The organism is Salinicola halophyticus, from assembly GCF_003206695.1.
GTDB lineage: Bacteria > Pseudomonadota > Gammaproteobacteria > Pseudomonadales > Halomonadaceae > Salinicola > Salinicola halophyticus.
The window spans coordinates 186,025-210,914 of sequence record NZ_PZJN01000009.1 but is presented as its reverse complement, the minus strand read 5'-3'; the positions used below and the strand labels follow the sequence as shown (position 1 = coordinate 210,914).

Below are 24,890 nucleotides of genomic sequence, written 5' to 3'. Positions count from 1 at the left end.
TATTGCTGCCGCTGCCCGTTACGGGGGCCGGCCGATGAGCAGCCTGGAATCCCTGCTCGACAGCCGTCAGGTCTGGCGTGCCCAGGCGGGCGGCGTCAGCGACGGTGGCGAAGCGATTGCCAGCGGGCACGCCGAGCTCGACGCGCTATTGCCGGGTGGCGGCTGGCCGTCGGCCGCGATCAGCGAGCTGCTGTCGTCGGGGGCCGGCAACGGTGAGCTCGCCCTGCTGTGGCCGCTGCTCTCGCGGATGACCCGCGAGGGCCGGCCGGTGGTGCTGGTATCGCCACCGGGCGTGCCGTATCCGGCGGCGTGGCGGCAGGCGGGCGTGGCGCTCGAACAGTGTCACTGGCTGGATGTGCAGGGGCGCGAGGCGCTGTGGGCGACGGAGCAGTGTCTTCGTGCCGGCTGTTGCGCAGTCGTCGTCGCCTGGCTGCCGCAGGCCGATAGCCGTCTCATGCGCCGGTTGCAGGTGGCGGCGACGAGCGGGAATACGCTGGCGTTCGTTCACCGGCCGCTGGCGAAAGTGACCGAAGCCTCCCCGGCGCCGCTGCGAATACGACTGCACCGGCATGCCGAGCTGGAGATTCTCAAGTGTCGCGGTGGCTTTGCCCCTGCGCGGCGAATCGCCTTCGGCGCCGGAGCGTGACGCCATGCGCTGGGTCTGCCTGCTGTTTCCCCGCCTGGCCCTGGAGGGTGCGCTGCGCCGCCGTCCCGATCCCGAGGCGCCGTTCGCGCTGATCGACGGGCCGGTACAGCGTCAATGCATTCGCGCTGCCAATCGCGCCGCGCGTGAGCAGGGCGTCAAGCCCGGCCAGGCGCTGGGCTTCGCCGAAGCGCTCTTCAATGCACCCGAACATGTGCAGGTTAATGCGCCGCTTTCCAAGGCGCCCGGACACGTGCAGATTAATGCGCCCGGACACGCGCACTTCAACGCGCCCGATGCCTCGCCAGATAGGGGTTCTCGATCCGGTTCTCGATCCGGTTCTCGATCCGATTCGAGTCAGCGGCTCGAGACGGCACTCTTCGATGTCGACTCGGTGGAGCGCTGGCGCCGACGGCTGGCGACCTGGGCCTACGGTTTCAGCGCCCAGGTCAGCCTTCACTACCCGCATGCGCTGGTGTTCGAAGTCGCCAGCAGTCTCGATCTGCTGGGCCCGTGGCCGCGTCTGGAGGCGCGACTGCGGGCGGAACTCACCGCACTTGGTTTTTCGCATCGGCTGGTGATCGCCCCCAACCCGGCGGCGGCGCGAGTTCTGGTCAATGTCCACGACGGGCTGGCGGTGGACGACACCGGGCTGGAGTCGGCGCTGGCAACGCTGCGTCTCGACCGCGCCGGGCTGGCGAGCATCGATGCCGATCGTGACATCCTGCAGACCCTGAATCGCAGCGGGTTCCAGCGGCTGGGCGAGCTGTTCGCCCTGCCGCGCAACGCCCTGGCCCGACGTTTCGGTGGCGGTCTGATGCGCCACCTGGCCGAACTGCGCGGGGAGTGGCCACTGGCGCTCGATTATCATCGCCCGACGCCGCGGTTTTCCCGCGCCTTCGAATTCGACCAGCCGGTACATGCCATCGCCGGTCTGGCCTTTCCGCTCAAGCGGCTGTTGCAGGAGCTGGGCGTGTTTCTGATGGGTCAGGATGCGGGGGTCGAGCGGTTCCGGCTGACGTTCGAGCTGGAAGATGGCCCGCCGCAGACCGTCGAGATCGGTCTGTTGGCGGTACAGCGCGACCCCGACACGTTGCTCGAGCTGACCCGCGCCCATCTGGAGCGCGTGCGTCTCGCCGGCCCGGTAACGACCTTGACGCTTTTCGCGCCTCAGCTGGCGGCCTATGCGCCGATTCGGCGCGAACTGCTGGAGGGCCCTGCGCGCCAGGCCCAGGCCTGGGCGGCGCTGCATCAGCGTTTGGTCGCGCGACTGGGGCAACCGGCACTCAAGCCGCTGGTTGAGCATCGCGAGCATCGCCCGGAAAAGGCGGTGCTGAACGGCGCCGGGCCACGGGCGCGTGACGCCAGTGCCGGCCCGCCGCGCCCCGGCTGGCTGGCCAGCGTGCCGCAGCGCTGCGATGGCGACGTGGTGCAGTTGCTGGCGGGGCCGGAGCGGATCGAAAGCGGCTGGTGGGACGGCGACGACATCCGCCGCGACTACTACCTGGCCCAGTGGGCCGACGGCCGTCAGGCCTGGGTCTGGTGCGAGCCGGAGCGGCAGGGCTGGTACCTGCACGGCTGGTTCGGATGAACGATGGCTTTTCACTGCGGCCCGACACTGCCGCCTCATCGCGGCCTGACATTGCCGCCTTATCGCGGCCCGATGCTGCCGCTTCGGACGCCCGACAAAGCCTGGGCGCGGCACCGGGCGCGGCACCGGACGCCTGTAGAATCGGCGCGGGTGCGGGCGCCTTTAAAGACCCCTACGCCGAGCTGCACTGCCTTTCCGCGTTCAGCTTCCAGCGCGGGGCCTCGACCGCGGATGAGCTATTCGAGCGCGCCGCGCGGCTCGGCTATCGCGCGCTGGCGATCACCGACGAGGCCACGCTGGCGGGGATCGTGCGCGGCTGGCAGGCGTCGCGGGAGCACGGTGTCGCGCTGATCGTCGGCGCCGAATTTCGTACCCAGTGCGGTATCAAGATCGTGTTGCTGGTAGAAAACCGGAGCGGCTACGAAGCGCTCTGCGGGTTGATCACTCGCGTCCGCGGTCGCGCGCCCAAGGGCGAGTATCGGCTGCTCGCCGGGGATCTCGATGAGCTCGACGGCGGCGAGGGTCTGTTCGCGCTGTGGATCCCCGGCGCCGTGCCGGAACGAGAGGTGGGCGATCGTGAGATGGGCGAGCGGCTGGCAAGAGCTTTCCCCGGGCGGCTGTGGCTGGCGGTGGAGCTCCACTATGGTTTCGACAATGGCTGCGACAACGCCGCGCGCCTGGCCCGGCTGCAGGCCCTGGCCCACGCGCTGGGCATACCGGCGCTGGCGGCGGGAGACGTTCACATGCACGCCCGCGGCCGGCGGGCGCTGCAGGATTGCCTCACCGCGATCCGCCACCATCAGAGCGTTTTCGAGGCCGGCGATACCCTGTTTGCCAACGGCGAGCGCCATTTGCGCAGCCGCGATGCGCTATCCGCGATCTATCCCGCCGAGCTGATGGCCGAGAGCGCTGCGCTGGCGGCACGCTGTCATTTCGATCTCGGCGAGCTTCGCTACACCTATCCTCACGAAGTGGTGCCGGACGGCAAGACGCCGGCCGAATGGTTGCGCGAGCTGACGGCCCGGGGCTGCGCGCGACGCTGGCCGGCGGGTGTGCCGGAAAAGGTCGCCCGGCAGATCGACTACGAACTCACGCTGATCGAGGAGCTCGGCTACGAGCACTACTTCCTCACCGTTCACGACATCGTCGACTTCGCGCGGCGCCAGCAGATTCTGTGCCAGGGGCGCGGCTCGGCAGCCAACTCGGCGGTCTGTTACGCGTTGGGGATCACGTCCATCGATCCCTCGCAGACATCGCTGCTGTTCGAGCGCTTCATCTCCCGCGAGCGCGACGAGCCGCCGGATATCGATGTCGATTTCGAACACGAACGCCGCGAAGAGGTGATCCAGTACGTCTTTCGCCGCTACGGCCGTCATCGCGCGGCATTGACCGCCGTGGTCAGCCATTACCACGCCGCCGGGGCGATTCGCGATATCGGCCGGGCGCTGGGCTTCGCGCCGGAGCGCATCGATCAGTTGGCCCGCTGCGCCGGGCGCTGGACGGATGTCATTCCGGATGAAGCGCGTCTGCGCGAACAGGGATTCGAACCCGAAGAACCCATGCTCAGGCGTCTGCTGGTGCTGGCTGGCTCGCTGGTCGGCTTTCCGCGCCATCTCTCCCAGCATCCGGGCGGATTCGTGATCTCGGATGCGTCGCTGCAGACGCTGGTGCCGGTGGAAAACGCCGCCATGCCCGAGCGTACCGTGATCCAGTGGGACAAGGACGATCTCGACCTGGTCGGCCTGCTCAAGGTCGACGTACTCTCGCTGGGCATGCTGACGGTACTGCGGCGCAGCTTCGACCTGCTCAGACAGCATCGCGGACTCGACTACGGGCTGGCGGATCTGCCGGCCGAGGATCCCGAGACCTACGCCATGATCCAGCGTGCCGACACCATCGGCGTGTTCCAGATCGAATCCCGCGCCCAGATGGCGATGCTGCCGCGGCTCAAGCCGGCCACGTTCTACGATCTGGTGATCGAGGTGGCGATCGTGCGCCCGGGGCCGATTCAGGGCGACATGGTTCACCCTTACCTCAAACGGCGTAACGGCGAGGAACCGGTGACCTATCCTTCCGAGGCGGTCAAGGCGGTGTTCGAACGCACGCTGGGCGTTCCGCTGTTTCAGGAGCAGGTGATGGCGCTGGCGATCGAGGCGGCCGGTTACAGCCCCGGCGAGGCCGACCAGCTGCGGCGTTCGATGGCCGCCTGGAAGCGCCATGGCGGACTCGAGCCGCATCGCCAGCGCATCGTCGAGGGCATGCTGGAACGCGGCTACGAACTGAGCTTCGCCGAACGCATCTTCGAGCAGATCAAAGGCTTCGGCAGCTACGGTTTTCCCGAATCCCACGCCGCCAGTTTTGCCCTGCTCACCTACGCCAGCTGCTGGCTCAAATGTCACGAACAGGCGATCTTCGCCTGTGCCCTGATCAACAGCTGGCCAATGGGCTTCTATTCGCCGGATCAGGTGCTGCAGGATGCCCGCCGCCACGGCGTCGAGGTGCGCCCGGTCGACATCCGCACCAGCCAGTGGGAAAGCACGCTGGAGGACGCTTCCCCCGGCTCTGATGGAAAAAGTACGGGCCGGCTGGCGATCCGGCTCGGCCTGCACATGATCAAGGGGCTTGCCGAGAGCGACGGCGAGCGGCTGCTGGCGGCGCGCGATACGCCCGGCTGCGACAGCGTCGAACGCCTGGCAGCGCGATCCGGGGTCAAGCGGGCGGTACTCTCGCGGCTCGCCGATGCCGGGGCGCTGGAAGGGTTGGTCGGGGACCGTCATCGCGCACGCTGGGCCACGGCCGGCATCGAGACGTCGCTGCCACTGTTCGCCCAGGCCGACGTCGAGATTGCCGCCGACGCCGAGGAGGAGGCGCTGTTGTTGCCGGCCATCGAGGTCGGCGAGGCGATCAAGGCGGATTACGCCACGCTCGGCACCACGCTGGGACCGCATCCGATGTCGCTGCTGCGCCAGCGCTGCCACACGAACGAATTTCGGGGGCTGGGCGGCGCGGTGGATTCGAAACGCCTCGCCAATCTGCCGAGCGATATCGGCGTGGCGATCGCCGGGCTGGTGGTCGGGCGTCAGCGCCCCGGTTCCGCCAAGGGGGTGACCTTTCTGACCCTCGAGGACGAATTCGGCATGGTCAATGTGGTGGTCTGGCCGCATCTGGCCAAGCGCTACCGTCGTATCCTGCTGGAATCCCGATTGCTGCGGGTCAACGGCAAGCTGGAAAGCCAGGCGGGCGTCAGACATGTCATCGCCAAGCGCCTGGTCGATCTCACCGGCCTGCTCGAGGGGCTGAGCACGCGTAGCCGTGATTTTCACTGATCCGAGCTACGAGCTACGAGCTACGAGCTACGAGCTAAGGGCTAAGGGCTAAGGGCTAAGGGCGAAAGCGCAAAACGCCACAACCGGCTTCAGGACGCCCTGGAGCGACAGTGAGAGTAAGCCGAAACGGTGGCCAACGAGTCGCGAGCGACTGGCCGAGCAGGGCTGAACTATGGTTAGGTGCTGAACTGGGGTTGGGTATTGAACCAACCCGCCGCGCGACCTGTCTTCAATTATGGTGCGGCAAAGATCGATGATGACGTTTGTCTTTCAACCACTTGAATTGTCTTTCAATCACAAGAGGCGGCTGATTTATGGAGAGCATTGGCGTAGGGCCCTGGATTGCCATCGCGGTGGCCGTAGGCGCCATCGGGGTGCTGGTCGGCTACTGGCTGGGCACCAAGATGGGCGGCCACAACACCGAACCGATGCGTGAGCTCAACCGCGAGCACAAGGTCTACAAGGAAGACGTTCGCGAGCACTTCGAGCAGGTCTCCGCGACCATGACCCGTATGGTCGAGGACTATCGCGAGATGTATCACCACGTTGCCAAGGGCGCCGAGAAGCTTGCCGACATGCATCACGAGACGGTGATCGAGCCGCCGCCCAAGCCCGAGGCGATCACTCAGGATCTGCACGAGCCGGAGGCCTCTTCTGGGGTGTCCGATAAGCCATCTGACAAGCCATCCGACAAGCCGTCTGACCAGCCGGCTGAAAAACTTTCCAGCACCGAGAAGCCGTCTGCCGGCTCCGAGCATCGCGCGTCGCCGGGCATTTCGACTTCGCCAAGCGCTTCGACATCGCCGGGCATCTCGACATCGCCTAGTGCTGCCGCGTCGTCAGGTATCTCGACTTCGCCAAGCGCTTCCGCGACGCCGGGCGTCTCCAGCGCCGGTCCGAACGCCGGAAACGCCAGCGAACCGAACACGGCGTCGTCGGCTGCCTCCAGAACCTCCTCGGAGCGCCCGCAGGATGCGGCGATTCGCGCCGCCGCCGAAGATGCCGCTACCCAGCGTGGGCCGTCTTCGGACAAGCGCTAAGCGCCCCGGCGGGGCTTGCCGGCTATGTTAAGCTGGCGCGCTCTTTTCCATTCCCATCAGCAGGCCCCGCACGGTACCCAATGGATGATGTCTCGGCACTAATCGATTCCCTCAACGCCAATCAGCGCGAGGCCGTCGCCGCGCCGCCCGGCAATATGCTGGTGCTGGCCGGCGCCGGCTCGGGCAAGACCCGGGTACTGGTGCACCGCATCGCCTGGCTGATGCAGGCCGAGGGCGTCTCCCCCTACGCCATTCTGGCGGTGACTTTCACCAACAAGGCCGCCCGCGAGATGCGTACGCGTCTCGAGGCGCTGCAGGGCGCGACGCTGCGCAACATGTGGGTCGGCACCTTCCACTCCATCGCCCATCGCCTGCTGCGCACGCATTGGCACGACGCGCGGCTGCCCCAGCATTTCCAGATCATCGACAGCGACGATCAGCTGCGCCTGGTCAAACGGCTGCTGCGCGACCACAACGTCGACGACGAACGCTATCCGCCCAAGCAGGTGCAGTATTTCATCGGCGGCTGCAAGGAAGAGGGGCTGCGCCCGCAGCAGGTATCGACCCATGGCGACCCGTACATGGCCAAGATGGTCGAGCTCTACGAGCTCTATCAGCTGACCTGCGAGCGCGGCGGGCTGGTCGATTTCGGCGAGCTGCTGCTGCGCAGCCTGGAACTGCTGCGCGATACGCCGGCCCTGCTCAAGCACTATCGTGAGCGTTTCGGGCATATCCTGGTCGACGAGTTCCAGGACACCAACACCCTGCAGTACGCCTGGTTGAAATTGCTGGCCGGCGCTGATGGCAGTGGCGGGAGTGACGACCGCGCGGCGATGATCGTGGTCGGCGACGACGATCAGTCGATCTACGGCTGGCGCGGGGCCAAGGTCGAGAACATTCGCCGCTTCGAGAGCGAGTTCGCCAACACCCGGACCGTGCGCCTGGAGCAGAACTATCGCTCCACCAGCGTGATTCTGGATGCCGCCAACGCGCTGATCAGCCAGAACAGCGGACGCATGGGCAAGGAGCTGTGGACCGACGGCGACACCGGCGACAAGATTTCGGTCTACGCCGGTTTCAACGATCTCGACGAGGCGCGCTTCATCGTCGATACCATCGGCGAGCAGTCGCGCAACGGTTTCTCTCGACGCGAGATGGCAATTCTCTATCGCTCCAACGCGCAGTCGCGGGTGATCGAGGAAGCCCTGATCCGCAGCGGCGTGCCGTATCGCATCTATGGCGGTCAGCGCTTCTACGAGCGCCTCGAGATCAAGAACGCGCTGGCCTATCTGCGGTTGCTGCTCAATCGCGAGGACGACGCCTCGCTGGAGCGGGTGATCAACGTACCGCCACGCGGTATCGGTACGCGCACGGTGGAGATCCTGCGTCATCGCGCCAGGGATACCAATGTGTCGCTGTGGCAGGCGCTGCATGACAGCCTCAGCGACGGCACGCTCAATGGGCGTGCGGGCAATGCGCTCAACGCCTTTGCCGAGCTGATCGAACGCCTCGACAACGACACCGCCGGCATGGCGCTGTACGAGATCATCGATCACGCCATTCAGATCTCCGGCCTGATCGAGCATCACCGCAGCGAGAAGGGCGAGAAAGGCCAGGCGCGGGTCGAGAACCTCGAGGAACTGGTCAATGCGGCGCGGGCGTTCTCGCAGAATGCCCAGGCCAATCCGATCGATCTGCAGGAGGTCGGCGAAGGCGCCGCGGCGCTGGAGCCGTTCCTGGCCGAGGCGGCGCTCAATGCCGGCGATCACGAGGCCGACGAGTTCGAGGACTGCGTGCAGATGATGACGTTGCACTCGGCCAAGGGGCTGGAATTCCCGGTGGTGTTCGTGGCCGGCATCGAAGAGGGGCTGTTCCCGCACAAGATGTCGCTGGAGGAGCCGGGACGCCTCGAGGAGGAGCGCCGGCTCTGTTATGTCGGCATGACCCGCGCCATGCGCAAGCTCTATCTCACTTACGCCGAGATTCGCCGCCTGCACGGCCGCGAGACGATGGCGCGACCCTCGCGGTTTTTACGCGAAGTGCCCGAGGAGCTGCTCGAGGAAGTGCGTCTTCGCGGTCAGATATCGCGACCGGTGACGTCGCGGCCGAACGTGGGGCCGGCACGCCAGCAGGGCATCGAAGGCGTCGACGACCTGCCGTCGCTGTCGCTCGGCCAGCGGGTCAGCCATCCGCTGTTCGGCGAGGGCGTGATTCTCGATGCCGAGGGCGAAGGCGCGCGGGCCCGGGTTCACGTCAGCTTCGAAGGCGAGGGTGACAAGTGGCTGGTGCTGGGCTTCGCCAAGCTCACGCCGCTGTGACGTGCGGTTCACGTCGCCGCCGGGTCGGCCTAATGCGGGTGTCGTCATCTGTTTGCAATACAGTTGTGCCAGAATGGCGAGATAGGTCGTAAAACGTTCGTCGCGCCCCTGCTTTTCTTCGCGCCTCTCATTTGGAGCCTCGCATGGATATCACCAGCGATACCCACAGTCAGCACATCTCGCAGCAGTTCAATCAGGACCTGGAAGCCATCAAGACCCAGCTGATGGCGATGGGCGGGCTGGTCGAGAAACAGCTTCAGGAAGCGCTGGCGGCCCTGCTTGACGGTGACAGCCAGCTGGCCATCCGGGTGCGCGACAACGACAGCAGCGTCAACGACATGCAGCTCAAGATCGACGAGGAGTGCGTGCGGATTCTGGCGCGGCGCCAGCCGGCTGCCTCCGACCTGCGCCTGGTCATTGCGGTCATCCGGGCCACCAACGATCTCGAACGCATGGGTGACGAAGCCAACAAGATCGCGCGCAATGCGCTTGACCTGATCGAGGCCGGGCGGATTCCCCAGGGCAGCGTCGAGATTCGTCATATCAGCGAGCACGTCGGCCATATGCTGCGCGATGCGCTCACCGCTTTCGCCCGTTTCGATACCGAACTGGCGCTGAAAGTGGTTCAGGAAGATGCCTCGGTGGACAGCGAATACACCACTGCCATGCGCTCGCTGGCGACCTTCATGATGGAAGATTCGCGCTCCATCGGCGGCGTGCTGAGCGTGATGACGGTACTGCGAGCGCTGGAACGGATCGGCGATCACGCCGACAACCTCGCCGAGCATGTCATCTATCTGGTCAAGGGCCACGATATTCGCCATACCTCGAAGAAAGAGCTCGACGCGGAAGCCCTGCGCGGTCGCTAGCGCCGATCGGCAGCAGGGGCAGTACTGGCTGTCGCCGCATTGACGCCACATCGGTGGGACTGTGTTAGCGTGTCGATCACGCAACATACTGTCTGGTCGACGGATTCGGCATGATCTATCCCCTGAAAGCGATTATCGAAGGCACGCGTCTGGTTTTCGAACCCGGCCTGCGCCGCTACGTAATTGGCCCCATCGTGGTCAATCTGCTGCTTTACGGCGGCACCCTTTTCTATCTGTTCGAGAATTTCGGCGGCTGGCTGGATTACGGCATGGGTCAGATCCCCAGCTGGCTTACCTGGCTGGAGTGGCTCATCTGGCCGCTGCTGGTGGTCGCGCTGGCACTGATCGTCTTCTTCACCTTTACGCTGGTCTCCAATCTGATCGCGGCGCCGTTCTACGGTTTTCTGGCCGAGAAAGTGGAAACCCGGGTCACCGGGCGGCCGCCGAGCGACGAGCGCGGTCTGGTCAAATCCGGTGTCGATGCGCTGGGGCGTGAACTGGTCAAGCTGGGCTATATTCTGCCGCGCATGGCATTGCTGTTCCTGCTGGGCTTCGTGCCGGGCCTGAACCTGATCACGCCGTTTCTGTGGGCGGCGTTCTCGGCCTGGATGATGGCGGTTCAGTATCTCGATTATCCGATGGACAACAACCAGGTCGGTTTCACCGACATGCGTCGCCGACTGCGCGCGCGCTGGTGGCCGACGCTGACCTATGGCGCCTGCATGTCGGTGGCGACCTGGGTGCCGGTGCTCAACCTGATTCTGCTGCCCGGCGGCGTTGCCGGTGGCGTCATGCTGTGGGATCGCTACTACCGCTCCATGGTCCCGGTCGCCCGCTGAGGACACGCCGTCCGCGAGAGCGAGCGCGTGGCAACAAAATGCCGGGCTGGGGTTGAAAGTCGCCGTGGACAACGCCATCTACAATGGACGACATGGAGATTTGCCGAAGCCTTGATGCCAACGTTGTCGATGCTTCGGAAAATCTTTCAAAATCAAGGTGATTGATAATCTGGGCATAGCCGAACATTGCTCGAGCTCGCTTGACACTGTGGCCCGTTGCTCACTATTTTGATTCACCCGAGAGGCGCCCGCGTTGGGCAATGCCTCCTCACGAAAGGGAGTTTAGATCATGGCTCATAGCTTACCGTCGCTACCCTATGCGTATGACGCGCTGGAACCCAAGATCGACGCAATGACGATGGAGATTCACCACTCTCGTCACCATCAGACTTACGTCAACAACCTCAACGCCGCGCTGGAAGGTACTGGCCTCGAGGACGTACCGGTCGACAAGCTGATGGCCGATATCGACAAGGTGCCGCAGGACAAGCGCCAGGCCGTCATCAACAACGGCGGTGGTCACGCCAACCACTCCCTGTTCTGGACCGTGATGTCCAAGGACGGCGGCGGCAACCCGACCGGCAAGGTCGGCGAAGCCATCGAGAGCGAGCTGGGCGGTTTTGAGGCTTTCAAGGAAGAGTTCAAGAAAGCGGCCGTCGGCCGATTCGGCAGCGGCTGGGCATGGCTGGTCGTCACGCCGGAGAAGACGCTCAAGGTCATCAACACCTTGAACCAGGACAGCCCGCTGATGGACGGCGTGACGCCGATTCTGGGCCTGGACGTCTGGGAACACGCTTACTATCTGAAGTATCAGAACAAGCGTCCGGACTACATCGCTGCGTTCTTTGACGTCATCAACTGGGATGAAGTCAACCGCCGCTATGCCGAAGCCACCGCCTGAACTTCGGCGCTGACTGTCTCGGTATAAGATAGTCTTGTCACGAGATAATCTTGTCATGAGATAGTCTCGAGATGCCCTCGCCCCGGTTCTATCCCCGGGGCGGGGGCATCTTGCGTTGATTCCCACCACCGCGCCTTTTCTGATAGGCTGAGGCTGTCGGCTTCCTGCCGGCTCATTGCCCGACTCTCGTTCCCACTCTCGCCAGACGACCCGACATGACGACAAAGCGCTGCGATGCCAATTTAACGCTCACTGATGTAAATAATTTTCAATTGCGCCTGAGATCGTTTCTGGATGAGTACGACGTGGCCTATCGTAGCGACGAGCGCCAGGTGGCGATCGATCTGCCGGGGGGCGAGGCGCGCTTCTCGATCAATCGGGTCGGCCTGCATCTCGAAGCCGAGGCGACGACGCGGGATGGGCTGGAAACGCTGCGCAGCATCATCGAACACTACGTGTCGCTGTTTGCCGGCGAGAATGCGCTGCCGCTGCACTGGCATGGCGATGTCGTCGCCGCGCCCACTTTCGCCAATTTCCGCGAAATGCGGGTAACGCGAATCGAAGACCTGAGCCCCAGCATTCGCCGGCTGACGCTGACCGGTGAGGATCTGGCGCGTTTCGATCATTCCGAAGAGTGGCACGTACGCCTGCACTTCCCACCCGCCGGCATCGAACACCCGCAGTGGCCGCGGCCCACCGCGCAAGGTGGCACCCAGTGGCCGCCGGAGGATCAGCGCGCCGAGATTCGCTACTACACCATTCGTCGCCTGGACGTCGCCAGCGGCGAGGTCGAGATCGACTTTCTGCTGCACGAGGCGCCGGGGCCCGGCGGTGACTTCGCCCGTCGCGCCAAACCCGGCGACGTCTGCGGCATGGCCGGCCCCTATGGGCGGGGCGTCGCCGCGGCGTCGCACTATCTGCTGGCCGGTGACGAAACCGCCATTCCTGCCATTGCGCGGCTGCTGGAAACGCTACCGGCCAGCGCGCAGGTCGAGGCCTGGCTTGAGGTCGAATCGCCGGTGGATGAGCTGGACCTGCCCGTTTCCGATCACTGCCGCGTCAGCTGGCGTCATCGCTGCCGTGGCCACGCACCCAGCGAGCAGCTCGCCTCGGCGGTGGTCGAGGCGATGCCCGCGGCCCGTGACGATCTGTTCGTCTGGTTTGCCGGCGAAGCGGATGTCAGCCAGCGCCTGCGCAAGCAACTCAAACAGGAGTTTGGGCTGCAGAAGGGGCAGCATCTGGTGACGGGCTACTGGAAGAGAGAGACCGGCTGAGCCCAGCGACCCCTGAGTCCGTTCGAGTGCCAGCGCCTACTGAGTTCGTTCGAGTACCAGCGCCTACTGGGTTCGTTCGAGTACGAGGAGCGGGTCGATCCGGGTATCGAACCAGTTCATGCCCCAGTGCAGATGAGGGCCGGTAGCGCGGCCGGTGGAACCCACCGCGCCGATCACCTCGCCCTGTTCGACGCTGTCGCCAACCTGCACATCGATCCGCGACAGATGCAGGAAATTGGAGCTGATACCGTAGCCGTGGTCGAGCAGCACGGTACCGCCGGTCAGATAGAGGTCGTCGGCAAAGGTGATCACGCCGCTGGCCGGCGCCTTGACCGGCGTGCCCTCGGCGGCGGCGATGTCCATCCCCGAGTGCGCTGACCCCGGCGTGCCGTTGTAGACCCGCTGATTGCCGAAGCGCCCGCTGATGCGGCCTTTGACCGGCCAGATGAAAGGCTGGGCGAAGCCCACACGATCGTCATTACGCGCCCTCTCGGCACTCACGGCGGCCTGCTCGCGCTGGATACGCTGGGCGATCTCCGGTGGCGGCGAGACCGTCTTGGGCGGCACGCCGTCGATGCGCTCGATCGGCCAGTCCCGCGGCGTGATCGCCACCGATATCTGGCGACTGCGCCCGTCGGGCGTCATGATATCGACGGTCTCGGCGCCGCTGGCATCGCGGCCCACCCCGAACACCACGGTGCCATAGCCGGTGACGCGAAGATCATGTCCGTCCGTTGTCACCTGACTGCCCGGCGGAACGCGGCCGATCACCATCGAGCCTTGCTGCACGCTATCGGGAAAGGTGATCGGGATGGTATCGATACGAGCGGTGTCGGCGCGAACGCCGGCGATGGCACACGACCACAGCAGCACAAAGGCAGTGGCGCCGACCAGGCGGCGCCAAGAGAGGAAAGCGGGGGTTGTCGGCAGGATCGTCGGCACCGGTGAAGCTCCGTATCGCGGGATGCCGCCACCATAACCCGATCCGGTGGCGGGAGAAACGGTGGCGGGGGGAGCGGTGGCGGCAACGAGCGCCTGGATCCGAGCCAAGTTCTGTCCCAGACCTAGAAAGATTCCCAGTTGTCGTTATCGTCTTGAGCCGGTCGGGAAGGCGATGCCGTACTCGGCGCTGGGATCGGTGCCAGCTTGGGCGTCGATGACGCTGCCGTGGCTGATGTCGTGCCCGTGGCCGATGTCATGGCCGTTGTCGGCGACGAACGATAGCGTGTCATCAGGTCGCCATACTCGACATTGGCGACCTTGAATCCGGCCAGGGCCTGCTCCAGCGTCGCCACCTGCGCGTTGAGCGTGGAGGCGGCGGCGGAAGCCTGCTGTACCAGCGAGGCGTTCTGCTGGGTCACCTGATCCATCTGCACCACGGCTTCGTTGACCTGATCGATTCCGTTGGACTGCTCGCCGGAGGCGACCGAGATCTCCTCGATCAGATCGGTCATGCGTGTCACGGACTGGACGACGCGGCGAATGGTGTCGCCTGCCGTCGCCACGATCTCGGAGCCGGCATCGATCTTGCGATTGGAGGCGTCGATCAGCTGGCGAATCTCGCGGGAGGCGTCGGCGCTGCGGCTGGCCAGCGTGCGCACCTCGTTGGCGACCACGGCGAAGCCTCGGCCCTGTTCGCCGGCCCGTGCGGCCTCGACCGAGGCATTGAGCGCCAGGATATTGGTCTGGAAGGCGATCGAGTCGATCACGCCGACGATCTCGGTGACCTGGCGCGAGCTGTCGGTGATGCCCTGCATGGTCGAGACGACCTGATCCATCATCTCGCCGCCCTCCGTCGCGGTGGTGCGCGCCTCGCCGGCGAGGCCGCTGGCCTGGCGGGCATTGTCGGCGTTCTGGCGCACGGTCTGGGTCAGTTCTTCCATGCTGGAGGCGGTCTCGCCGATGGACGCGGCCTGCTGCTCGGTCCGCGCCGCCAGATCCTGGTTGCCGTTGTGAATCTGGCCCACGCCGACGGTAATGGTGGTCGAGGCGTGGCGAATATCGGTCATCGATGCGGCCAGATGAGCGCGCATCCCCTCGATGGCCGCGAGCAGGCTGCGATCGTCGCCCGACCGCACGTTCAGCGGTGTGGTGAGATCGCCCTGGGCGATATCCTTGACCGCATCGCGGGCCTGGCGCGGGTCGCCACCGAGATCGCCCAGCACGTTGCGGATGACCCAGCCCATGATCAGCGTGATGATCGCCCCGATGACCCCGGCGATGAGGCTCATCTTGAGTACGCCGGCCCAGAACGCCTGCTGGATGTCGCTGATGTAGACGTTGGCGGCGAGGTACCAGTCCCACTCGGGCACGTAACGGACGTAGTTGAGGCGGGACACGTCTTCGCCGTCGGCATTGGTCGAGGTGTACTCCAGGGTACCGTCGTCGGGCGAGTCCGCCAGCGCCTTGAGTTCGCGATAGAAATAGACCCCGTTGTCGTCGCGGAAGTCGCTCATGTCGCTGCCGATCTCACGCTTGGGGTGATAGACCAGATGGATATTGCTGTCGAAGGCATAGACATAGCTGCCGTCGAGATCCAGCGCCGATAGATTCCTGCGTGCGAAGTTCTGGGCAGCTTCGGTGGAGAACTCGCCGTTGGCGGCGCGTTCGACGTAGCGCTCGACCAGCGTCTGGGCGCTACCCACGAAGCTTTTGAGGCTGTTCACGCGTTCGGCCATCAGCGTCTCTCGCTTCTCCAGGGCCATCCAGCCCACCAGAATCAACATGCCCAGCCACATCAGGCCGACCGTAATCCAGAGTTTCTGCCGCATCGTCATTGGGAGGGGATCCTTGTTGATCGTGAGAAGTGCGATTCATTTAGATGATTTAGAGGAATCCACTATCGGCCGATGACGATCCAGATTGAGAGGAGAGCGAGAGACGAGCGAGAGACGAGCGAAAGACGATCGAGAGGAAAGGGAGAGGGAAGCGCGGAAAACCCGAAAAGCGGGAGCGTCAGGCCGGCGTATCGGGCGATACCGAAGTCGGGCGAGCGGGAGCTGCTGCCAGACGCGACGCAGGAAACACGCAGCGAAAGCGCGCGCCGAGCCCCGGGCGGCTGACGATCTCCAGCGTCGCCTCGTGGCGCAGCAGCACGTGCTTGACAATGGCCAGGCCCAGGCCGGTGCCGCCGGTGGCAGCGCTGCGGCCCTTGTCGACGCGATAGAAACGCTCGGTGAGGCGCGGGATATGAATGGGGTCGAAACCGTCGCCATCGTCTTCGACCTCGATGGCGGCGCCGTCGTGCCACGGCTTCCAGCGTAGCGTGATGGTGCTGCCCTCCGGCGTGTAGCGAACGGCGTTGAACACCAGATTGGAGATGGCGCTGCGGATCTCCTTGGTATTCGCCAGCAGCTGCCGAGGCTCCTCGGCTTCTATCGTCAACTGGTGACGTTCGGTGCTCAACTCCCGAGCATCGGCGGCGATGCCCGTGAGCAGTGTCGCCACGTCCAGCGTTTCGCGATCATTGTTGGGGCTGTCGATCTCGAGGCGCGACAGCAGCAGCAGATCCTCGACCAGATTCTGCATGCGTGTGGTCTGCGCCTGCATCTGGCCGAACCCTCGCTGCCAGCGTTCGGGGAGCTGGTCGGCATGGTCCGAGTAGGTCTCGAGATAGCCGGCGAGTACCGTCAGCGGCGTGCGCAATTCATGCGAGACGTTGGCCACGAAGTCACGACGCATCATCTCCAGCTGATGCAGCCGGGTCACATCGCGGGCCATCAGCAGGCGTTCGTTGTCGCCGAACAGGGTGAGATGGAACTGCAGGCTGTGATTGGCCTGAACCGGCGAGGGAATCAGCAGCGGCTCGCGGTAGTCACCCGACTCGAAATAGGCGATGAAGCGCGGATCGCGCAGGAAGTTGGTGATCGGCTGGCCGCGGTCATGGTCGGCCTGCAGGCCCAGCATGTCGCCGGCAGCGCTGTTCCACCAGTCGAGGTCGCCTCGGGAGTCGAGCATCACCACGCTGTCGCGCATCGCTTCGCAGGAGTCCTGGATTCGCCGCAGGATATCGCGCAGACGTCCCTGCAACTGGGTCTGGGCCTTCTGGTAGCTGTACAGGCGGTCGAACAGGTCGCCCCACACGCCGGTACCGGGCGGTGGCGCCTCGCGCGGGTTCTTCAGCAGCCAGATATAGAGCTTGCGCACGTGACGCAGATGCAGGAAGACGTAGAGCCCGAGCCCGGCGGCCAGCCCCCAGCCGAGTCCGGCGAGCAAATTGTGGCCCAGTTCGCCGAGCAGCAGGCCGATCGCGCCCAGTCCGAACAGCATGTAACCGAGACGCCACAGTTCGTTGATCCAGTAGCGCACTTGCTGACTTACTCCCGGGTCGAAAAACGGTAGCCGGTGCCGCGCACGGTCTGGACCAGATGCTGATGCGTTTCACCCAGCGCCTTGCGCAGCCGGCGAATATGTACGTCGACGGTGCGCTCCTCCACGTACACATTGCCGCCCCAGACCTGATCCAGCAACTGGCTGCGAGTGTAGGCGCGCTCCTGATGGGTCATGAAGAACTGCAGCAGGCGGTACTCGGTCGGGCCGATCTCCAGCGCGCCGCCGTGGGAAGTGACGCGATGGCTGGAAGGATCGAGGCGCAACCCCTCGACTTCGACCGCTTCCTCGATGCCTGGCGGCGTCGCCCGGCGCAGCACGGCCTTGAGCCGGGCGACGAGCTCGCGTGGCGAAAACGGCTTGGTGATGTAGTCGTCGGCCCCGGCTTCCAGCCCCTGCACCTTGTTGTCCTCCTCGCCCTTGGCGGTGAGCAGGATGATCGGCATCTCGGCGGTGGCTTCCTCGCGTTTCAACCGGCGTGCCAGTTCGATGCCGCTGGTACCGGGCATCATCCAGTCGAGCAGAATCAGGTCGGGCTTCTGGTCCAGCGCCATGGCGTGGCCGGTCTGGGCGTTGTCCGCCTCGAGCACGCGATAGTCGGCCATTTCCAGGGCGATGGCGATCATCTCGCGGATCGATGCTTCGTCGTCAACGATGAGTACGGTCTTGGAGCTCATGCGCATGCCTCGGGTGAGCCGCCGGATGACCAATGCCGCGTGATGCGATTGACACGTTGGGGATGGCTTCCGGCCGTGACAGAACGGTGACGATTACATCGTGAAAATATGACAGCGATATGACAGGGGCGCTAGTTCGGTCGGTTTCGTTTCCATCAGACCGGCGGCCACAGCGTCAGCACCAGCCCCGCGAACAGCAAAAGCCCCGACCAGAAATTGTTGAGGAAGGCGCGGAAACAGGCGTCGCGCTCGCGTTCGCGGATCAGCCACTGCTGATAGACGAAGGTCGCCGCCATCGCCGCCAGCCCCAGCCAGAAAAATCCACCCAACACCGGCTGCTCGACGCCGATCCAGGCCAGCAGTATCAGCGTCGCCAGCTGTAGCAGGCCGATGATCCGCTTGTCCCAGCGGCCGAAAAGCCGCGCGGTGGACTTGATCCCGATCTTGATATCGTCGTCGCGATCGACCATTGCATACTGGGTATCGTAGGCCACGGTCCAGGCGACATTGGCGACCAGCAACAGCCAGGCTTCCAGTGGCACGTCGCGACTGACCGCCATGAACGCCATGGGGATGCTCCACGAGAACGCCATGCCCAGTACCACCTGGGGCAGATGGGTGTAGCGCTTCATGAACGGGTAGATTGCGGCGAGCGCGACGCCGACGAAGGAGAGCAGCACGGTGGCGAGATTGGTCAGGCAGACCAGCACGAACGCCAGCACCACGAGGCCCGCGAACAGGATCTTGGCTTCCTTCTCGCTGATGCGTCCGGTCGCCAGCGGCCGCGACTTGGTGCGCTTGACGTGGCCGTCGAGGTGGCGGTCGGCGTAGTCGTTGACCACGCAGCCGGCGGCGCGCATCAGATAGACCCCGAGCACGAAGATGATCAGCGTGGACCGATCTGGCAGGCCGTCGGCGGCCAGCCACAGCGCCCACAGCGTCGGCCACATCAAAAGCCAAGTGCCGATCGGCTTGTCCAGCCGCGTCAGGCGCAGGAAGTCGGGCAGGCGCGCCAGCCCGCGGGGTTGGGCGGCTGGACCAGTGCCGCGTGGTTGGGCGGCTGAACCAGCGTCGCGGGGGCGGGCGGACTCTTCTTCGCCGCGTGTCTGGGCGGCTGGACCAGCGCCGCGGGGGCGGGCGGCTGAATCAGCGCCGCGAGAGCGGGCGGGGTCGGAACCGGCGTGGGACATGGAGTTCTCCGAGACGACAGGCTGTCGATAGCGTGGGCCGAACCTTACACCACCCTTTTCCCGGCTTCGAGTCGTTGTATCCTCGAGGCACGATTGGCCTCCTGCAGGGAGCATGACGCGTATGCGCAGCGGCTTTGGTTTCGATCTCCGGAGCATGGAAATCTTCGTCGAGACGCTGGACCGTGGCAGTCAGAGCGCGGCGGCGGCGGCCCTGGGGCTGAAGCAGTCCTCCGTCTCCCAGAGTCTGGCGACGCTGGAAGAGGTTCTGGGCATCGCGTTGATCGAACGCCATGCGCGGCCGCTGGAACCCACCGCCGCCGGGCGCATCTTCTACGATCGCGCCCGCCGCATGCTCGACACCGCGCGGGCGACCCGGCGCGAACTCGACTCCGGCGCCTTTCGCCAGTTGCATCAGGTGCGCATGGCGCTGGTGGACTCCCTGGCCACCGCGGTGGGGCAGCCGCTGATCGCCGCGATACGTCGCCACACCAGCGATTACACCGTGACCACCGGGCTGTCCCACATGCACGGCCATGCGCTGCTCACGCGCCACGTGGACATCATCATCTCCGACGACCAGCTCGAGGACTACAACGGCCTCGAGCGCCATGCACTGCTGGCCGAGCCCTTCGTGCTGGTGCTGCCCGGCGACTGGACAGGGCCGGTGGCCAGCCTGCCGGCGCTGTCGCGACGGCTCGACTTCGCCCGCTATACCACGCAGTCGCTGATCGGCCAGAGCATCGAGCGGCATCTGCGTCTCAACCGCGTGGAGCTGCCGGCGAAGCTGCATCTCGACAACACCTTTGCCCTGCTGCGGCTGGTCGACGGCGGGGCCGGCTGGACCATCACCACGCCGCTATGTCTCTATCAGGCCGGCCTCGACCGGCTGCATCTTCGCATCGAGCCGCTGCCGCTGGCGCCGCTGATTCGCCAGTTGACGCTGGTGGCACGCCGCGAGGAGCTGCGTGATCTGCCGGTGCAGCTGGCAACGGAAGCGCGGCGGCTGCTACAGCGTCATTTTCTCGCCGAACTTCGCCATCACCTGCCTCAGGTCGCCGAGCAAGTGCGGATATACTGATTCGATCGCGACAGTCCCGGGTCGCTTTTCGGTCGCTATCGATTTTTCCGATAGCGTCGCGTTGGGTGGCATTGATCGAGATTGCCTTTCCGCGCGCATCGTGATCAGACTCGAAGCGGACGCGGTCAGACGATGCCGGCGTCGCTCCGTCGCCACTCGAGGGGACTCGGGGAAGATTCGGGGCGGTTACGGCAGCGGATCGCGACGTTGGATGACTCGATCCAGTGGAGACAACAATGACAAACCACGATAAATCCGCCAGTGGCATCGCCTACAAGCAGCAGGATACGCAGTACTTCGAGAAACGCGGCCTGCGCCGTCACGCCGGGCCCTGGTCACTGTGGGCGCTGGGGGTGGGCGCGGTGATCTCCGGCCACTATTCGGGCTGGAATCTGGGGCTCGCCTCCGGGGGCTGGGGCGGCATGGTGATCGCCACCGTGATCATCGCCATCATGTACCTGGGCCTGACCTTCTGTATCGCCGAGATGTCGCCGGCGCTGCCGCATACCGGCGCCGCCTACTCCTTCGCGCGCTCCTCGATGGGGCCCTGGGGCGGTTTCGTCACCGGGCTCTGCGAGAACGTCGAGTACGTGCTCACGCCGGCGGTGATCGTCTTCTTCATCGGCGCCTATCTGGGCGGCATCTTCGAGACCGGGCCGGCGTTCCAGCCAGTGTGGTGGCTGCTGGGCTACATCGTCTTCGTGGGGCTCAACATCGTCGGGGTCGAACTCTCGTTCAAGGTGACGCTCTCCGTCACCTTGCTGGCATTGGCGGTGCTGCTGGTGTTCTGGTTCAGCGCCTTTACCCATCTCGACTTCTCGACCTGGGCGCTCAACATCGCGCCGGGCGGCGGCGAGCTCGAAGGCGGCCATGGCCCGTTCCTGCCGATGGGGATCGGCGGCGCGCTGGCGGCGATGCCCTTCGCCGTATGGCTGTTTCTGGCCATCGAGCAGCTGCCGCTGGCCGCCGAGGAGTCGGTCGATCCGCGGCGCGACATGCCGCGCGGCATCCTGCTCGGCATCACCACGCTGATCGTCTCGGCGGCGATGATCCTGTTCCTCAATCCCTCGGTGGTCGGAGTCGGCGCCTATGCCCTGGGGCAGTCCGGTGAGCCGCTGCTCGATGGCTTCAAGGCGATCTACGGCAGCGGCACGGCGAAGTTCCTGTCGCTGCTCGCGATCATCGGGCTGATCGCGAGCTTCCATACCATCATCTTCGCCCAGGGCCGGCAGATCTATTCGCTCTCCCGTGCCGGCTACTTCCCGACCTTCCTGTCGGTGACCCACGGCACCCGCAAGACGCCGCACGTGGCGATGATCAGCGGCGCGATCATGGGCATGGTGATCATGCTGATCTGCTTCTTCGCCTTCGGCATGCAGGAGGGTTCGGCGGTGATCGGCGGCACCCTGCTCAACATGGCGGTGTTCGGGGCGATGTGCTCCTACATCGCCCAGGCCGCCTCCTTCATCCTGCTGCGCAAGCACCATGCCCACATCGAGCGTCCCTATCGCAGCCCGTTCGGCAATCCGGGCGCCTGGGCGACCATCGTCATCGCGCTGGTGACGATCTACTTCCAGCTCAGCGACGGGACCTATCGCATCGGCGTGATCGGCGTCGCCGCCTGGCTGGCGGTGGGCATCCTCTATTTTGCGCTGGTCGGTCGCCACCGCCTGATCCTGTCGCCGGAAGAGGAGTTCGCCATGGAGCAGCGCGACCAGCAGCGCAGCGCCGGTGGTACCGATCGCGCGGCCAAACCCTGAGCGTCATCCCCACAGTCAGCGAGGAACGGTCATGAGTCATCTGCAAGCCAGAGCAGTGAGCACCGTCGAGCAGGCGCGCAAGATCGTCGAGGCGCGCGGTCTCAGCCACGTCAAGGTCGGCATGTTCGATATGGATGGCGTCATGCGCGGCAAGTACATGCAGCGCGACAAGTTTCTCGACGCGCTCGACAAGGGGTTCTCGTTCTGCGACGTGGTGCTGGGCTGGGACAGCAAGGACGAACTCTACGACAACGTGCAGTACACCGGCTGGCACACCGGCTACCCGGACGCGGCGCTGAAGATCGTGCCGGAGAGCTGTCGCGATCTGCCGTTCGAGGGCGACATGCTGCTCTTCCTGGCGGAGTTCGACGGCGCGGCCAGCGAGATCTGCCCGCGGGGCCTGCTCAAGCGCGTGCTGACCCGGGCGGAGTCGCTGGGGTTCGAGGTGCAGGGATCGCTGGAGTACGAATTCTTCCTGTTTCAGGAGACGCCGGAGTCGGTGCGCGAAAAGGGCTATCGCAATCTCAAGCCGCTGACCCCGGACATGATGGGCTACTCGATGCTGCGCAGCTCCGTGCACAGCGAGATCTACCATGAGCTGCTGGCGCTGGCGGAGACCATGGATTTCCCGATCGAGGGCCTGCACACCGAAACCGGCCCCGGCGTGCTGGAAGCGGCGATCGGCGTCGACGACGCCCTGCTGGCGGGCGACAAGGGCGCGCTGTTCAAGACCTTCACCAAGGTATGGGCCCAGCGCCGCAACCTGATGGCCACGTTCATGGCCAAGTGGTCGCTGGACTATCCCGGCCAGAGCGGGCATATCCACCTGTCGCTGAACGAGCGCGACAGCGGTCACTCCGCCTTTTTCGATGCCGACAAGCCCCACGGCATGAGCGATACCCAGCGCCACTTCGTCGCCGGGCAGCAGAAGCTGATGCCGGAGTTTCTGGCCATGTTCGCGCCCACCATCAACAGCTACTCACGGCTGATTCCCGGTTTCTGGGCGCCCACCGAGGCCACCTGGGGGGTCGAGAATCGCACCTGCGCGCTGCGCGTCATCCCCGGGTCGGACAAGTCCCAGCGGGTCGAATATCGCCTCGGCAGTGCCGATGCCAACCCGTATCTGGCACTGGCGGCGGCGATCGGCGCCGGTCTCTACGGTATCGAGCAGCGCCTCGAACCCGACGCGGCCGTCGAGGGCAACGCCTACACCCTGACCCATCCGCCCCATCAGATGCTTCCCCGGACACTTTGGGAGGCCGCCGGACGGCTGCGGCAGAGCGACGCCGCCCGGACACTGTTCGGCGACGCCTTCGTCGAGCATTTCGCCGCCACGCGGGAGTGGGAGGAGCGTCAGTTCCGGCAGCATATAACTGACTGGGAGCTGGATCGTTACTTCGAGATCATCTGAGGGGGCCAGCTGCACGACGCCAATGCGGCGTTGGAGCGCCTCGGAATCTGCTCATTGACACCACCAGTCAACTGCGCGATTCCTCGTTGCTCCGCCTTGCCTTGACGCCGTTCGCATGGCCCCGCGTGAACTGGATTTCATGAAAGCGACTTTATCGAAAGCGACTTTATCGAAAGGGAGCACGCCGGATCATGACCCTACAACGTACGATTTCCCCCGTGGATGGAACGGTCTACGCCGAACGCGAGCTGGCCGATGCGGCGCGCATCGAGGCCTGCGTGGCGGGTGCCGTGGCGGCACAGCGCGAATGGCGCCAGACGTCGCTCGAGACTCGGGCGCGTCACTGCTCGGCGATGGTCGATGCCTTCGTCGCGCGGCGCGATCGGCTCGCCGAGGAGCTGACCTGGCAGATGGGCCGGCCGATCGCCGCGGCGGGCGGGGAGATCGGCGGGTTCGAGGAGCGCGCCCGGGGCATGATCGCGCTGGCCGAGTCGGCGCTGGCGCCGATCCGGCTGGCCGAGAAGCCGGGCTTCACCCGTTACATCACCCGCGAGCCGCTGGGCGTGTCGTTGATCGTGGCGCCGTGGAATTTCCCCTTCATGACCGCCGTCAATGCGATCGTGCCGGCGATCATGGCCGGCAACGCGGTGATCCTCAAGCACTCCGCGCAGACGCCGCTTTGCGCCGAGCGAATCGCTGAGGCGTTCCAGGCCGCCGGCCTGCCCGAGGGGGTGTTCCAGTTCCTGCACCTGGCCCATGCCGACACCGAAGCGCTGATTCGCGATCCCCGGATCGATCACGTCTCGTTCACCGGCTCGGTCGGCGGTGGCGCGATGGTCGAGCGCAACGCCGCCGGGCGGTTCATCGCCACCGGCCTCGAGCTCGGGGGCAAGGATCCGGCCTATATCCGTGCTGATGTCGATCTGGACGCCGCCGTGGACGGGGTCATGGATGGCGCCTTCTTCAACTCGGGTCAGAGCTGCTGCGGGATCGAGCGCATCTACGTCCATCGCGACATCAGCGAGGCGTTCATCGAGCGGGCGGTAGCCTGGGTGCGCCAGCTCGAGCTGGGCAATCCCACCGATCCCCGGACCACGCTGGGGCCAATGGTTCGGCCCGCCGCCGCCGACTTCGTGCGCGGGCAGATCGAGGAAGCGGTGGCCGCCGGGGCCAGGGCGTGGATCGACCCCGGCGAGTATCCCCTGTCCACGCCGGGAAGCGCCTATCTGGCGCCCCAGGTGCTGACCAACGTGGACCACTCGATGCGGGTCATGCGCGAGGAGAGCTTCGGACCGGTGGTAGGCATCATGACGGTGGCCGACGACGACGAGGCGGTGCGCCTGATGAACGACAGCGACTTCGGCCTCACCGCGGCCGTCTTCACCCGCGATATCGCCGTCGGTGAGGCACTGGCGGCGCGGCTCGAGGCGGGTACCGTGTTCACCAATCGCTGCGACTACCTGGACCCCGAACTGGCGTGGACCGGGGTCAAGCAGTCGGGGCGCGGCTGCTCGCTGTCACGGCTGGGCTACGACACCCTGACGCGGCCCAAATCCTTCCATCTCAAACATGCCTGAGCGATGCGCCGAGAGCCCGGTCAGGGGCTCGCTCGAACGACAGCTCGGATGACAATACAGGAGAGAG

General features: G+C 65.3%; 18 protein-coding genes. 13 read left to right on the top strand and 5 right to left on the bottom strand.

What is annotated here, in order from left to right; all coding sequences use genetic code 11:
• Positions 1 to 34: 34 nt before the first annotated feature.
• The 9 genes from imuA to DOM58_RS14870 all read left to right on the top strand — a co-directional run bounded on the left by imuA (position 35) and on the right by DOM58_RS14870 (position 12,801).
• On the top strand, positions 35 to 646 hold the full coding sequence (gene imuA, locus DOM58_RS14910) for a translesion DNA synthesis-associated protein ImuA (RefSeq protein ID WP_110693509.1): 612 nt from the start codon (positions 35 to 37) through the stop codon (positions 644 to 646).
• Positions 600 to 2,234: a Y-family DNA polymerase gene (locus DOM58_RS14905; RefSeq protein WP_157957561.1), complete on the top strand. Its 1,635-nt coding sequence runs from the start codon at positions 600 to 602 to the stop codon at positions 2,232 to 2,234. Before imuA ends, DOM58_RS14905 begins: the two co-directional genes overlap by 47 nt.
• Positions 2,231 to 5,560, top strand: a complete 3,330-nt coding sequence (locus tag DOM58_RS14900; RefSeq protein ID WP_110693507.1) for an error-prone DNA polymerase — start codon at positions 2,231 to 2,233, stop codon at positions 5,558 to 5,560. The genes DOM58_RS14905 and DOM58_RS14900 overlap by 4 nt, the downstream gene beginning before the upstream one ends.
• Positions 5,561 to 5,874: 314 nt before the next feature.
• Complete coding sequence (locus tag DOM58_RS14895) at positions 5,875 to 6,600, top strand: ZapG family protein (protein WP_110693506.1); 726 nt, start codon at positions 5,875 to 5,877, stop codon at positions 6,598 to 6,600.
• An 80-nt stretch (positions 6,601 to 6,680) separates the two neighbouring features.
• Positions 6,681 to 8,918, top strand: coding sequence for a DNA helicase II (gene uvrD, locus DOM58_RS14890; RefSeq protein ID WP_110693505.1), 2,238 nt, complete (start codon positions 6,681 to 6,683; stop codon positions 8,916 to 8,918).
• 143 nt (positions 8,919 to 9,061) lie between these two features.
• Positions 9,062 to 9,787 (top strand): phosphate signaling complex protein PhoU, encoded by a 726-nt coding sequence (gene phoU / locus DOM58_RS14885; RefSeq protein WP_075561525.1) that lies wholly within the window; start codon positions 9,062 to 9,064, stop codon positions 9,785 to 9,787.
• 110 nt (positions 9,788 to 9,897) lie between these two features.
• Positions 9,898 to 10,626, top strand: coding sequence for a sulfate transporter CysZ (gene cysZ / locus DOM58_RS14880; RefSeq protein WP_110693504.1), 729 nt, complete (start codon positions 9,898 to 9,900; stop codon positions 10,624 to 10,626).
• A gap of 289 nt (positions 10,627 to 10,915) precedes the next feature.
• Complete coding sequence (locus DOM58_RS14875; protein WP_110693503.1) at positions 10,916 to 11,527, top strand: superoxide dismutase; 612 nt, start codon at positions 10,916 to 10,918, stop codon at positions 11,525 to 11,527.
• A gap of 305 nt (positions 11,528 to 11,832) precedes the next feature.
• Positions 11,833 to 12,801 carry a siderophore-interacting protein gene (locus DOM58_RS14870; RefSeq protein WP_188113824.1) on the top strand — a complete coding sequence of 323 codons (969 nt, stop codon included), beginning with the start codon at positions 11,833 to 11,835 and terminating at the stop codon, positions 12,799 to 12,801.
• 63 nt (positions 12,802 to 12,864) lie between these two features.
• Here DOM58_RS14870 and DOM58_RS14865 read toward each other — a convergent pair whose 3' ends face one another.
• From DOM58_RS14865 to ubiA, 5 genes are all read right to left on the bottom strand, one after another.
• Complete coding sequence (locus tag DOM58_RS14865) at positions 12,865 to 13,851, bottom strand: M23 family metallopeptidase (protein WP_245392292.1); 987 nt, start codon at positions 13,849 to 13,851, stop codon at positions 12,865 to 12,867.
• A gap of 14 nt (positions 13,852 to 13,865) precedes the next feature.
• Positions 13,866 to 15,578, bottom strand: a complete 1,713-nt coding sequence (locus DOM58_RS14860; protein ID WP_245392291.1) for a methyl-accepting chemotaxis protein — start codon at positions 15,576 to 15,578, stop codon at positions 13,866 to 13,868.
• Positions 15,579 to 15,756: 178 nt separating this feature from the next.
• Positions 15,757 to 17,109: a phosphate regulon sensor histidine kinase PhoR gene (gene phoR, locus DOM58_RS14855; protein WP_110693501.1), complete on the bottom strand. Its 1,353-nt coding sequence runs from the start codon at positions 17,107 to 17,109 to the stop codon at positions 15,757 to 15,759.
• A gap of 8 nt (positions 17,110 to 17,117) precedes the next feature.
• Positions 17,118 to 17,807, bottom strand: coding sequence for a phosphate regulon transcriptional regulator PhoB (gene phoB, locus DOM58_RS14850; RefSeq protein ID WP_110693500.1), 690 nt, complete (start codon positions 17,805 to 17,807; stop codon positions 17,118 to 17,120).
• Positions 17,808 to 17,962: 155 nt separating this feature from the next.
• A complete protein-coding gene (gene ubiA, locus DOM58_RS14845) occupies positions 17,963 to 18,997 on the bottom strand; it encodes a 4-hydroxybenzoate octaprenyltransferase (RefSeq protein ID WP_110693499.1) in 1,035 nt (344 codons plus the stop codon).
• A 121-nt stretch (positions 18,998 to 19,118) separates the two neighbouring features.
• Between ubiA and DOM58_RS14840 the strand changes: the two genes are divergently transcribed.
• From DOM58_RS14840 to DOM58_RS14825, 4 genes are all read left to right on the top strand, one after another.
• Positions 19,119 to 20,075 carry a LysR family transcriptional regulator gene (locus tag DOM58_RS14840; protein ID WP_110693498.1) on the top strand — a complete coding sequence of 319 codons (957 nt, stop codon included), beginning with the start codon at positions 19,119 to 19,121 and terminating at the stop codon, positions 20,073 to 20,075.
• Between the two features lie 236 nt (positions 20,076 to 20,311).
• Positions 20,312 to 21,835, top strand: a complete 1,524-nt coding sequence (locus tag DOM58_RS14835) for an amino acid permease (protein WP_110693497.1) — start codon at positions 20,312 to 20,314, stop codon at positions 21,833 to 21,835.
• A 31-nt stretch (positions 21,836 to 21,866) separates the two neighbouring features.
• Positions 21,867 to 23,246: a glutamine synthetase family protein gene (locus tag DOM58_RS14830; RefSeq protein WP_110693496.1), complete on the top strand. Its 1,380-nt coding sequence runs from the start codon at positions 21,867 to 21,869 to the stop codon at positions 23,244 to 23,246.
• Positions 23,247 to 23,437: 191 nt separating this feature from the next.
• Positions 23,438 to 24,823, top strand: coding sequence for an aldehyde dehydrogenase family protein (locus tag DOM58_RS14825; RefSeq protein WP_110693495.1), 1,386 nt, complete (start codon positions 23,438 to 23,440; stop codon positions 24,821 to 24,823).
• Positions 24,824 to 24,890: the final 67 nt, after the last annotated feature.